Genomic DNA, 12,639 nt, shown 5'->3' on the forward strand with positions numbered 1-12,639 from the left:
TGAGGTCGGTGGTTCGAGTCCACTCGTGCCCATTAATAGGAGAATTACTCAAGAGGCTGAAGAGGACGGTTTGCTAAATCGTTAGGTCGGGTAACTGGCGCAAGGGTTCGAATCCCTTATTCTCCGTAATTAAAGAGCTATATAGCTCTTTTTTTATTTCCTTGATTTTATATTATTCTTCCTATAAAAGTTAAATATTTGATATAATGTAAGTGAAATTGCTATATTAACTATGTTTAACTGTAAAGGAGTTCTTTATGAAAGATAAGAGAGTCTTAGGAGGCTTGTTAGTTCTATTCTTTAGTTTTTTTACGTTTGGTTGTAGAAATCATAGTGGTAATGATATGAGTTTATCAACAAGTGTCAGTCAATCAATTACAGATGAACAAACAAGCGTGGAGTCTAAGAAAAGTTTTAAAGAATTTTACAAGCCAGTTTTTGATAATTACCAAAAAATACTATCTACACCGAAGGATGTTAATGCAATTGCTGATCTCTATAAGAGTTTACAAGGCACTGAACGGCCTATCAATAGTTGGTCAGTTGAAAATGCGATTTATCAAGCAGATAAGATACGATATGCATATGCGGATCTTAATCAAGATGGTGTAGAGGAATTGCTAGTTGGTATTGAGCAATCAAGTGGTGAGTATTTTATTTCGGGTCTCTATTATCTTGTGAATGAGAAACCGATACTTTTAGCAGAAGGTTTTGTAGCGGGCCATGGTGGTGCTAGAAATTCTATGAATATCTATAAGGATGGAGATATACTAGAATTAAGCTGGTCCTCTGGATCAGGTGAAGGCAGAGGGGTACTTTATCATATGAATCCGAACCAGCAAGCAGCAAATAAAATTCAGGAACAGAACATTCGTGTTCCAGGTAACAAAAGTTTGCATTCTGATTTTGGTAAATCAGAGTCAGAATTAATGAATTTCAATCAACTAGATTGGCAGAAATTTGAAGGTTCTAGTGGCTCGACGACTATCACGGGAGAAAAACAAAAAGCTCCTTGGAATGCTAGTAAATCTGCTAAATTAGAAGCATTCATTAAGGGCTGGGGAGAAAGGCTAGGCCAACCGAATTATAAAAAGGGAATTTCAGGAGGAGATGTAGGGGCTGACCACCTCTATACACTTAGGGATGATGGACCAAGTGAGAAAATGAATGCTGAGTATACGGATACAGGTCTAGGAAATGCCCAGTACCGAATTGTAGAGCGTTATAGTAATTGGGATAAATACCCAGATGTGCATAGTTACTTTTTTGCGATAACTAACACAGGAGAAACGATTGTTTTTCATTCACCAACGACAAATGGTGGAATCATGTACTTAAAACCGACAGAAAATACAGAAATCCAAGCAGAGTTTAAACGTTTGGTGGAAGAAGAATAATCAATCATAATGGAGAGTTTGGCCTTAGCCAAACTCTTTTTCTTATATATGATTTCAAATCAAAATTGTTGACAGATGTAATTTCTAGTATTACAATATCATAATAATGATTATACTCTTATAAAAAGTTAGATAAGGATCTTAGCTTTTAAGGAGATGGTGAGGAAGAATATGATTGAATATAAACATGTAGCCTTGCGCTACACGGATAAGGATATTTTAAAAGATGTCAATCTCCATATTGAAGATGGAGAATTCATGGTGCTAGTGGGTCCTTCAGGATCAGGGAAAACCACCATGATCAAGATGATCAATCGGCTACTTGAGCCGACTGATGGCAATATCTACATGGATGGGAAACGGATCAAGGACTATGATGAACGCGAATTACGTCTGTCTACTGGTTATGTCCTTCAAGCTATTGCCCTCTTTCCAAACTTGACCGTTGCGGAAAATATTGCTCTCATTCCTGAGATGAAGGGCTGGAGTAAGGAGCAAATCACATCGAAAACGGAAGAGCTCTTAGAAAAAGTAGGCCTTCCAGCTTCTGATTACGCCAATCGTAAACCCCACGAGCTGTCAGGTGGGGAACAACAACGTGTTGGCATTGTGCGAGCCATTATTGGAGAACCCAAAATCTTACTGATGGATGAGCCGTTTTCAGCTTTGGATGCTATTTCCCGCAAGCAGTTGCAGGATCTCACCAAAAACTTACACAAGGAGTTCGGTATGACCACCATCTTTGTAACACATGATACGGACGAAGCCATAAAATTAGGGGATCGCATTGCCGTTTTACAGGATGGAGAAATTCGCCAGGTTGCAGAACCTGAAACCATTTTACAAGCACCTGCGACAGACTTTGTAGCAGACTTGTTTGGAGGTAGCCGTCATGTCTAATTTGATTTCAACATTTCAAGAGCGTTTTGGGGACTGGGTAACGGCCCTAGGACAGCACTTGCAATTATCTCTTTTAACCTTATTAGTAGCTATTTTTCTGACTATCCCGCTTGCTGTTTATCTAAATAGTCACAAAAAAGCAGCGAACTGGGTGCTACAAGTGGCTGGTATCTTCCAGACCATTCCTTCCATGGCTCTTCTGGGACTTTTCATTCCATTGATGGGGATTGGAACTTTGCCAGCCCTTACAGCTCTTGTTATTTATGCTATTTTCCCGATTTTGGAGAATACAATCACAGCCTTGAATGGTATTGATCCTAGTCTTGAGGAAGCAGGGGTTGCTTTTGGTATGACCAAGTGGGAGCGACTCAAGAAGTTTGAAATTCCACTGGCTATGCCTGTCATTGTATCGGGAGTTCGGACAGCGACTGTCATGATTATAGGGACAGCGACACTAGCCGCTCTTGTTGGAGCTGGAGGTTTAGGTTCCTTTATCCTTTTGGGAATTGATCGTAGGAATGCTAGTTTGATTTTAATCGGAGCAATCTCATCAGCCATTTTGGCGATTCTCTTTAATGCTGTTCTCAAATGGTTGGAAAAGGCAAAGTTGCGTACGATTGTTGCAGCCTTTGCTGTTATGTTCCTTGGCTTGGGAGCTAGTTATGCTCCAAGCATGATTCCTAACAAAGAGAAAGAAAATCTGGTTATAGCTGGGAAGTTGGGACCTGAACCTGAGATTCTCATGAATATGTATAAACTTCTCATCGAGGAAAATACCAATATGACGGTGACGGTTAAACCTAACTTTGGGAAGACTGACTTTCTTTATCAAGCTTTGAAAAAAGGTGACATTGATATTTATCCTGAGTTTTCGGGTACTATAACTGAAAGTTTATTGCAGCCCTCTCCAAAAGTTAGTCATGATCCAGAGAAGGTTTATGAAGTAGCGCGTGATGGTATCTTAAAGCAGGATCAACTCGCTTTTCTTAAGCCTATGGCTTATCAAAATACTTATGCAATAGCTGTACCAAGAACGATTGCACAAGAATATGGCCTTAAGACGATTTCAGATTTGAAAAAGGTTGAGGGTCAGCTCAAGGCAGGATTTACACTCGAATTCAATGACCGTGAGGATGGCAATAAAGGATTAAAAACTCTTTATGGCTTGAATCTTAATGTTGTTACTATGGAGCCCGCTTTACGCTACCAAGCTATTCAATCAGGTGATATCCAGATAACGGATGCTTATTCGACGGATGCGGAGATTGCTCGCTATGATTTGGTAGTTTTGGAGGATGATCAACACCTCTTCCCTCCTTATCAAGGAGCTCCGCTCATGAAAGCTGAATTACTTGAAAAACATCCTGAGTTGGAAGCTGTTCTTAATAAACTAGCTGGGAAAATCACGGAGAGCCAGATGAGTCAGATGAACTACCAGGTTGGTGTGGAAGGCAAATCAGCTGAAGAAGTAGCACGTGAGTTTTTGGTGCGAGAAGGGATTCTAAAGTAATCAATTCTCAAAGGATTATTGGATTAGTTGATACTCTTAACAGTAAATAAAAAGGATCAGACGATCCTTTTTTATTATATCCAGGCTAACAAAAGTGTAAGCACAAGTGCGATTCCAATTCGAATCAGATGGTGGGTTGAAATTGGAAGTTTTCTTTTTGTTTGCCATTCCAATAGGCTCCGTAGCAAATCAAACCACAGCCGATTAGTCAAATGAATAGTGCGACAATCAGCAAAAAGCAGTAGAGGATGAGAGATAAGGTTGCAATGCTACTTCCGATAAGGAGAAGCCGATTTCCTATAGTGTTTTTGCTCTTTCTTTATTCTGAAAGGCTGGTCAATAAATGAAGAAGGGCAAAAACAAGGGCTAAGAAGACTGTGATGATGCCAAAAATAAGATAAAGTGACATAGAAGTTTCTTTTCTAGGATATGATTGCCTGAGTGCTATTTTTTATGACTGATTTTATGTAGAATTATAAATGATAATACAAGATTTACAAGGATAAGTGATAAGGTAATGAAAGAGTACCAATAAAGATTGATGGGTACGTTATTTTTGAGATAGAATAGAGAAAATAAACTCGTAAAAATGCCAGTCAACAATCCGGGGACATATTTTCGAATGACAATTGTCTGAATAAGATGTCCGACCACATGATAGATATAAGCAATTACAATGGTTGCGTAAATGGTATAGTTGTTAAACCAGCAACTAAGGAAAAGCGAAAGAAGTAGGATCAGAAATTGCTCCAAGACAATGGCATTGAAAGCAAAAGGAGTGTAATAAGGTAGGATTCGATTGTTTGGATACTGGATTGATATTTTTTTGACAAAGGTTGGCATCCAAACGATTTCTTCGAGTTCGTGAAGCATGAATAGGGCTGGAAAAAGAAAATAAAATTGCACGATGGACATTGAAAACACTCCTTTCTAATTCGAATCCACTTTCAGAATTTCCAAATAAAACTGGACCACTTCTCGCTCAGTATGGATTTTTCCTTCTCTCAGCCACCAGGTCAAGGTCTCGATGAAATTCGTAACGACAAAGTGTTGAAGATAGGATGACGGAATCTTGGGATGAACTGTTTGCAAGTATGGGACGACCATAGGGTAGACATGGTGTCTGAGTTCTTTTTGCAGTTGGCGGAGAAAGTAGTCATTTTTTGATAAGAGAAGACTGGTAATATGGTCTTGATTTTTCTTAAAATGCAAAAAGATATGCGCCAAATAATCCTCGGTTGAGAGGTGCTCTTCACGTTCAAAGAGGTGATGGAAAAGGTACCGACAGAGTTCATCTAGGAGTAATTCCTTACTTTCATAATGACTGTAAAAGGTTGAACGACCAACGTCTGCCAAGTCGATAATTTCTTGAACGGTAATGGTTTCGTATCTTTTAGAATTTAGTAGCTGTAAGAATGCTTGATAGATAGCTTTTTTTGTCTTATTGATACGGCGATCTTTTTTCACTTGATGTACATTTGAAACAAAATGTTCAGAATCGTACGAACTGAACGAACTGCTTCTATCCTTTCTTTGAGTGGTGGGGGATAATAAGAATGAACAAGGTGTTCATAAGACTATTATACCAAAGGAGAGTAAAAATGACTTCAAAAGGTGCAGTTTGGTTGGTATTTCTTCTAAATAGTGTCTTTGCTATGATTGAGTTTATCTCAGGGGGAATTTTCCATTCGAGTGCGGTTTTAGCGGATGCTGTTCATGATACAGGAGATGCTTTGGCTATTGGTCTATCAGCACTTCTTGAAAGTATTTCCAATCGCGAAGAAGACAGTCGCTATACTCTTGGTTATAAACGCTTTAGCCTTTTAGGTGCGCTCGTTACTGCTGTCATCTTGATGACTGGTTCCATGATGGTGTTGCTGGAAAATATCAGTAAGCTTTTCCATCCGCAAGTAGTTAATAGCCAAGGGATGTTTTGGATTGGTGTTATTGCAATTGTTATCAATGTGATTGCGAGTCTGATTGTTGAAAAGGGGAAAACCAAGAACGAATCCATTCTCAGTCTCCATTTTTTGGAAGATACTTTGGGTTGGTTAGCCGTTATTCTGATGGCCATTATTCTCAGATTTACAGACTGGTATATCCTAGACCCGCTTTTATCACTCGCTATTTCTTTGTTTATTCTTTCAAAAGCCATTCCACGTTTTTGGTCTACGCTCAAAATTTTCCTCGATGCTGTGCCAGAAGGAGTAGATATCCAGAAGATCAAGAGTGATTTGGAGCAATTGGACCATGTCGCTAGCGTCAATCAGCTCAATCTCTGGACCATGGATGGCTTGGAGAAAAATGCCATTATCCATGTTTGTCTAGAACATGTCAAACATATGGAAGTTTGTAAAGAATCCATTCGAGACTTACTCAAAGATTGTGGCTTTCAAAATGTCACCATTGAGGTCGATGAAGATCTGGCGACTCACCGAGCCCATAAACGCAATATGGCAGAGCTAGAAGCAAATAGAAACCATGGACATGATCATTCATAAGAAGTTGATTATCCATTTGTTGAATTGTAAATTTAACATATTTACTCCATTATAAAATTATGATAGACTACTTATAACACTGAAAGGATAGAGTCGATGTTACAGTTACAACATATTTCAAAAGTTTATCATACGGGTAATCAAGAGTTTCACGCGCTGAAGGATATCTCGATTCGCTTCCGTGAAAATGAGTTCGTCTCGATTCTCGGGCAATCGGGTTCAGGAAAAACTACCCTCTTAAATATCATTGGTGGACTCGACCAATACACTTCGGGTGATTTACTTATCCAAGGAGAATCAACAAAGCAATTTAAAAATCGCGATTGGGATAGCTACAGAAACCACACGATTGGATTCGTCTTCCAGTCGTATAATCTCATCGGCCACCAAACGGCACTCTCAAACGTCGAGATTGCAATGACGCTCTCTGGTGTTTCCAAATCGGAACGCAAGAAACGTGCCATCGAAGCGCTCGAACGCGTTGGATTAAAAGACCATTTATATAAGAAACCAAACCAAATGTCTGGGGGACAAATGCAACGGATTGCGATTGCGCGTGCCCTTGTCAATAATCCAAAAGTCGTTTTAGCCGACGAACCGACTGGAGCGCTCGATTCTGAGACTTCTGTTCAAATCATGGAGTTATTAAAGGACATCGCCAAGGAACGTCTCGTGATCATGGTGACGCATAACCCGAAACTGGCACAGACGTACTCCACTCGAATCGTACAAGTATTAGATGGAAATATCTTAAGCGACTCGAATCCATACGAACCAATCGAAGAATCTAAACAAGGGGACATTCAGTTCACGAAGACGAAGATGAGCTATCTGACGGCCCTTGCCCTTTCCTTTAATAATCTATTGACGAAAAAAGGCCGTACCTTCCTGACTGCCTTTGCCGGTTCCATCGGAATTATCGGGATTGCCCTTATCTTGGCACTTTCAAATGGTGTGAGTGGCTATGTAAAAAAGACACAGGAAGATACCCTCGTCTCTCTTCCGCTAACGATTAGCGAGAAGAATCAGAGCAATCTGCTAGCAACCTCTCCAGATCTAAGTGAGAAACCCTATAAAGACAATAACGAGCTTGGTATCAATACCGTTTTAACCAAATTATTGAAAAAACAAATCGGAAAAAATGACCTAGCCTCCTTCAAGTCTTATTTAGACGAACACGCTTCAGAGGTTCAAGCTCTTACCAAAGATATTCGCTACCGTTACAACTTGCAACCATATATTTATGCAACAGATACGTCAAACGGTCCTAAAAGCATCCTTCCTTCAACTTTAGCGGATGAAGTGGACACAAGCAACCAAACGATTAAGGGTTACTTACAAAATATCGATTATTGGAGTGAGCTTTCTAGTGATTCGAATATGCTTGAAAGTCAATACGATGTGCTAGAAGGACGTTTCCCTCAAGATAAATCAGAAATCGTTCTGATTGTTGATGAAAATAACGAAATCAGTGATTTACTTCTCTATAGTTTACGTATCAAAGATCCTAGCGAATTAAACGATGCAAAAAAATTAGATGAACTAGGATCTCAAACGTATCAATATAGTGATTTTATCGGAAAAACATTCAAAGCAGTCGTAAATACAAATCGATTCGCAAAAGAGAACAACCGATGGATGAATAAAATTAATAATGCTTCTTATATGAAAACTCAAATCGAGAACGGCCTCGAACTTAAAATCGTCGGCGTTCTTCGTCAAAAAGAAGGCACCAGTTCTGGTGTGAACTCTCCTTCTGGTGGTGTGGCTTACACGAGCGCCCTTATCGATTACACTTCTGAGCAAATTCAAAACAGTGCCATCGTGAAAGAGCAAGAAGCCAACCCAACCATCAATGTATTTACTGGAAAAGCATTTGCCAAAGATCCAAAACCATTCAATTCGGCTGATTTAACTCAAGAAGAAAAAATCCAATTGGCAAAAATGACGCCTGAACAACAAGCGCAATACATCCAACAATACAATGACAACTCGGCTGCCACTTACGAGGAAAATCTCGAAAAATTGGGTGTCATCGACAAATCCAAACCGGCTGCCATCGAGTTCTACACCTCTTCCTTCCAACAAAAACAAGAGTTGAAGGACTTCATTAATGCCTACAACACGGACAAGAAAGATGCTGGTGAAGACGATAAAGCCCTCGCCTACTCCGATGATATCCAAACCATTATGTCCTCCATTACAACAATGGTTGGCGTGATTACAACGGTACTTGTTGGTTTCGTAGCCATCTCGCTCATCGTATCATCGATTATGATTGCGATTATCACCTACATCTCGGTTCTTGAGCGTACCAAAGAAATCGGAATCCTACGTGCAATGGGGGCTTCGAAGAAAGACATCCGTCGTATCTTCACCGCTGAAACAGCCATCGAAGGATTTATCTCCGGGGTACTCGGTATCGCCATTACGCTCCTTGCGACGATTCCAATCAATACGATTGTTGCAAAAATGACTAACGTAGAAAATGTGGCGCAATTACCATGGGAAGCAGCACTTATCCTCATCGGTACCTCCATTATCCTTACCATGTTAGCAGGTCTCATCCCTTCACGTATCGCCGCGAAGAAAGACCCAGTCGAATCGCTCCGCAGCGAATAAGAACAAAACTCAAAAGGTGGATAAAGGGAAACATCCTTTATTCACTTTTTCTATTGCTTAGAATCTAATCAAAACAGAATCAGGAAATTTCACCTCACACGAATAAAGAAATTTTCGATGAAGCGTTATTTTCAAAAAAGAATATACGATATTGCCGTTAACTAGTGCCTTATCGCTCTTAAGAAGTAGTTGGTAGGAGCGGAAACTTGTAAAAAAGTGTATACTTGAAGTAGTTAAAATGAAGAGGTATATGTTAATGAAAGCAGCAGTCTATAAAAAAGCAGGTCAGGTTGGGCTTGGAGAAATTAAGCGTCCAACCATACAAGAAGCAGATGATGTGATTATCCGTGTCGTTCGTGCTTGCGTTTGTGGTTCAGACCTTTGGAGTTATCGCAATCCAGATATTAAAGCGGGACATAAAAATAGTGGACACGAAGCGATTGGAATCGTTGAAGAAACTGGAGAAACCATAACAACGGTGAAACCAGGTGATTTTGTGATTGTACCATTTACTCATGGTTGTGGGGAGTGCGATGCCTGTCAGGCTGGATTTGATGGGTCCTGTGATAATCATATTGGAAATAATCTAGGAGGGAATTTTCAAGCTGAATATATCCGCTTCCACTATGCTAACTGGGCCCTGGTTAAAATTCCTGGACAACCCTATGATTATACAGAAGGAATGCTGAAATCACTTTTAACACTTGCTGATGTCATGCCGACCGGTTACCATGCAGCACGTGTGGCTAATGTGCAAAAAGGCGACAAGGTTGTCGTTATTGGGGATGGGGCTGTTGGCCAATGTGCTGTCATTGCAGCTAAGATGCGTGGAGCTTCTCAAATTGTCCTGATGAGTCGTCATGAAGATCGTCAAAAGATGGCCTTAGAGTCGGGTGCGACAGCTGTTGTAGCTGAGCGAGGAGAAGACGGAATTGCCAAGGTACGTGAAATTCTTGGCGGTGGAGCAGATGCGGCACTTGAGTGTGTCGGTACGGAGGTGGCTGTTGAGCAAGCACTGGGTGTCCTTCATAATGGCGGTCGCATGGGATTTGTAGGAGTTCCACATTATAAAAATCGTGCTCTTGGTTCGACATTTATGCAGAATATCTCTGTTGCAGGTGGAGCAGCTTCTGCGACAACATACGATAAGCAATTCTTGCTCAAAGCTGTCCTTGACGGTGATATCAATCCAGGTCGTGTCTTTACTTCAAGTTACAAACTGAAAGATATCGACCAAGCTTATAAAGACATGGACGAACGCAAGACTATCAAGTCTATGATTGTGATGGAATAAAAAAGAAAATCCTAATGGAGATTTGAGAATCTCCATTAGGATTTTTTATGTTCAACTGGTGTGCTTAATGCAAGGTGCTTTCTCTTACAGTCAATTTGGTACCTAGCATGGTGAGGCTTGGAATTTTACGACCGTGAAGGACTTCCCTATTCAAAATATCCATTCCTGTACGTCCCATTTCTTCGGTGTAGACGGTGATACTGGAAAGGGGTGGGAACACTTGCTTGGTTAGAATGGTATCATTAAAGGAAATAATGCTGACGCGCTCTGGAATGCTGATGTTGGCTTCTTGAAGGGCGCGAAGGGCACCAATGGCCAAACTATCACTAGCTGCAAAAAAGTCTGGTGGAAGTTGATCTCCTAGTTTTTCGATAGCCTCTTTCATCAAGTCGTATCCAGATTGGGCAGTAAATAGACCTTGGAAAATAAATTTCTCGTTATAAATTCCTTTTTCTTGTGTATAGGATTTAAAGTAATCTAAACGCTTATCCGCGATGACTTCTTCCTGGTCAGTGGTTGTTTCAAGTCCAGATAAGATACCAATCCTTTCAAGCTCGTAATCAGTAAAGTAATCAACGACCTGTCTGACAGCATTATAAAAATCCGTAATGACACAGGTGTGGCCCAAGTTTAGTGTATCACTATCGAGGAAGACAAGAGGTTTATGATAGCTTTCGAAGGAAGTGATTTGTGCCTTGCTAAACTTCCCAATACAGAGAATTCCAATGACCTCTTCGCTAAGTGTGAATGGTTGATCATTAAAATAGCGCAAGATATCGTAATCTAGTTCTTGGGCTCTCTTTTCAATACCAAGTCGAATCTGATAGTAGTAGAGGTCCTCTAGCTCTCCTTGCTCACTGATCCATTGGATAATAGCAATCTTTTGTTTGAGTTTATGAGATTCACCAGTTTTGAGGTGTTTGGTATAGCCTAGTTCTTCGGCAACTGTTAAAATACGATGTCGGGTTTCTTCCGTGACAGATAGACTCTGATCGCGATTGAGAACGCGGGATACCGTTGCAATTGAGACAGAGGCAAGTTGAGCGATATCTTTGAGCGTAGCCATAATTCCCCTCCTTTTTAGGTTATTATAGCATATTTTTCTATCTTTTTACCTGTTGTTTAGTAAAATATCGGTAAAAATGTTGACCTAAGTAAAAGCCTTAGGTACAATAGAAGAAAACGATTACAGGATAAACTTTTTTACCTAACAAATTGTCAAAGGAGAATTCATATGACACAACATCTTACTGCTGACACACTTAGCAAGGATTTTCTTGCTGTTTTTGGTCAAGAAGCAGACCAAACCTTCTTCTCACCTGGTCGTATCAACTTGATTGGGGAACATACTGACTATAATGGTGGCCATGTTTTCCCGGCAGCTATTTCACTAGGAACTTATGGAGCAGCTCGTAAGCGTGATGACCAAGTATTACGTTTCTATTCCGCAAACTTTGAGGACAAAGGAATCATCGAAGTTCCTCTTGCTGACCTTAAATTTGAGAAAGAACACAATTGGACCAATTATCCAAAAGGTGTTCTTCATTTCTTGCAAGAAGCTGGGCATGTGATTGATAAAGGCTTTGATTTCTATGTCTATGGGAATATCCCCAATGGTGCTGGTTTGTCATCTTCAGCTTCTTTGGAGTTATTGACAGGTGTTGTAGCAGAATATCTCTTTGATCTAAAATTGGACCGTTTAGATTTAGTAAAAATCGGGAAATTGACAGAGAATAACTTTATCGGTGTGAACTCTGGTATCATGGACCAATTTGCGATTGGTATGGGGGCTAACCAACGTGCCATTTATCTAGATACTAATACTCTAGAATACGACCTGGTTCCCCTTGATTTGAAAGACAATGTCGTTGTCATCATGAACACCAACAAACGTCGTGAATTGGCTGATTCGAAGTACAATGAACGCCGTGCGGAATGTGAAAAAGCAGTAGAAGAACTCCAAGTTGCCTTGGATATCCAGACTTTAGGTGAATTGGACGAGTGGGCTTTTGATGAATATAGCTACCTTATCAAAGACGAAAATCGTTTAAAACGTGCGCGCCATGCTGTTCTTGAAAATCAACGGACCCTGAAGGCACAAGCAGCACTTCAAGCGGGAGATTTACATAAGTTTGGTCGTTTGATGAATGCCTCTCATGTGTCTCTGGAACATGATTACGAAGTGACTGGCTTGGAATTGGATACTCTTGTCCATACAGCTTGGGAACAAGAAGGTGTCCTCGGTGCTCGTATGACAGGAGCAGGTTTTGGTGGTTGCGCGATTGCCTTGGTTCAAAAAGAAGCTGTGAATGCCTTTAAAGAAGCTGTTGGAAAACGCTACGAGGAAGTCGTTGGCTACGCTCCAAGCTTCTATATTGCTGAAGTTGCAGGTGGTAGCCGTGTACTTGAATAGTC

At 40.4% G+C, this 12,639-nt stretch carries 10 protein-coding genes, 1 tRNA gene and 1 pseudogene; 8 read left to right on the forward strand and 4 right to left on the reverse strand.

Annotated features, from left to right (window positions below; genetic code table 11):
- The first annotated feature begins 38 nt into the window (after nucleotides 1–38).
- The 4 genes from HMPREF3237_RS00005 (at nucleotide 39) to HMPREF3237_RS00020 (ending at nucleotide 3,807) form a co-directional block, all read left to right on the forward strand.
- A tRNA-Ser gene (locus HMPREF3237_RS00005) sits at nucleotides 39–126 on the forward strand.
- A 131-nt stretch (nucleotides 127–257) separates the two neighbouring features.
- On the forward strand, nucleotides 258–1,397 hold the full coding sequence (locus HMPREF3237_RS00010) for a DUF4767 domain-containing protein (protein WP_070888390.1): 1,140 nt from the start codon (nucleotides 258–260) through the stop codon (nucleotides 1,395–1,397).
- 171 nt (nucleotides 1,398–1,568) lie between these two features.
- Entirely contained in the window at nucleotides 1,569–2,297 is a 729-nt protein-coding gene (locus HMPREF3237_RS00015) for an ABC transporter ATP-binding protein (RefSeq protein WP_070888391.1), read from the forward strand.
- Nucleotides 2,290–3,807 (forward strand): ABC transporter permease/substrate-binding protein, encoded by a 1,518-nt coding sequence (locus HMPREF3237_RS00020; protein WP_070888392.1) that lies wholly within the window; start codon nucleotides 2,290–2,292, stop codon nucleotides 3,805–3,807. Before HMPREF3237_RS00015 ends, HMPREF3237_RS00020 begins: the two co-directional genes overlap by 8 nt.
- 74 nt (nucleotides 3,808–3,881) lie before the next feature.
- Here HMPREF3237_RS00020 and HMPREF3237_RS09120 read toward each other — a convergent pair.
- The 3 genes and pseudogenes from HMPREF3237_RS09120 to HMPREF3237_RS00035 all read right to left on the reverse strand — a co-directional run bounded on the left by HMPREF3237_RS09120 (nucleotide 3,882) and on the right by HMPREF3237_RS00035 (nucleotide 5,274).
- Nucleotides 3,882–4,216, reverse strand: a pseudogene (locus tag HMPREF3237_RS09120) (glucuronide permease).
- A gap of 35 nt (nucleotides 4,217–4,251) precedes the next feature.
- Nucleotides 4,252–4,722 carry an HXXEE domain-containing protein gene (locus tag HMPREF3237_RS00030; RefSeq protein WP_070888393.1) on the reverse strand — a complete coding sequence of 157 codons (471 nt, stop codon included), beginning with the start codon at nucleotides 4,720–4,722 and terminating at the stop codon, nucleotides 4,252–4,254.
- Between the two features lie 15 nt (nucleotides 4,723–4,737).
- Nucleotides 4,738–5,274 carry a TetR/AcrR family transcriptional regulator gene (locus HMPREF3237_RS00035; RefSeq protein ID WP_070888394.1) on the reverse strand — a complete coding sequence of 179 codons (537 nt, stop codon included), beginning with the start codon at nucleotides 5,272–5,274 and terminating at the stop codon, nucleotides 4,738–4,740.
- Between the two features lie 134 nt (nucleotides 5,275–5,408).
- On the opposite strand from HMPREF3237_RS00035, the gene HMPREF3237_RS00040 reads away from it, so the two are divergent.
- The 3 genes from HMPREF3237_RS00040 (at nucleotide 5,409) to HMPREF3237_RS00050 (ending at nucleotide 10,224) form a co-directional block, all read left to right on the forward strand.
- Nucleotides 5,409–6,308, forward strand: a complete 900-nt coding sequence (locus HMPREF3237_RS00040; protein ID WP_070888395.1) for a cation diffusion facilitator family transporter — start codon at nucleotides 5,409–5,411, stop codon at nucleotides 6,306–6,308.
- Nucleotides 6,309–6,404: 96 nt separating this feature from the next.
- The gene (locus tag HMPREF3237_RS00045; RefSeq protein ID WP_070888396.1) at nucleotides 6,405–8,930 is read left to right on the forward strand and encodes an ABC transporter ATP-binding protein/permease; all 2,526 of its coding nucleotides are present in this window, start codon (nucleotides 6,405–6,407) and stop codon (nucleotides 8,928–8,930) included.
- Nucleotides 8,931–9,186: 256 nt separating this feature from the next.
- Complete coding sequence (locus HMPREF3237_RS00050; RefSeq protein WP_070888397.1) at nucleotides 9,187–10,224, forward strand: zinc-binding dehydrogenase; 1,038 nt, start codon at nucleotides 9,187–9,189, stop codon at nucleotides 10,222–10,224.
- A 64-nt stretch (nucleotides 10,225–10,288) separates the two neighbouring features.
- Here the strand turns inward: HMPREF3237_RS00050 and HMPREF3237_RS00055 are convergent, their stop codons facing one another.
- Nucleotides 10,289–11,290 carry a LacI family DNA-binding transcriptional regulator gene (locus HMPREF3237_RS00055; protein WP_070888398.1) on the reverse strand — a complete coding sequence of 334 codons (1,002 nt, stop codon included), beginning with the start codon at nucleotides 11,288–11,290 and terminating at the stop codon, nucleotides 10,289–10,291.
- A 168-nt stretch (nucleotides 11,291–11,458) separates the two neighbouring features.
- On the opposite strand from HMPREF3237_RS00055, the gene HMPREF3237_RS00060 reads away from it, so the two are divergent.
- Nucleotides 11,459–12,637 carry a galactokinase gene (locus tag HMPREF3237_RS00060; protein ID WP_070888399.1) on the forward strand — a complete coding sequence of 393 codons (1,179 nt, stop codon included), beginning with the start codon at nucleotides 11,459–11,461 and terminating at the stop codon, nucleotides 12,635–12,637.
- Nucleotides 12,638–12,639: the final 2 nt, after the last annotated feature.

Origin of the sequence: Streptococcus sp. HMSC34B10 (assembly GCF_001839505.1) — a bacterium.
In the GTDB taxonomy this organism is placed as follows: domain Bacteria; phylum Bacillota; class Bacilli; order Lactobacillales; family Streptococcaceae; genus Streptococcus; species Streptococcus peroris.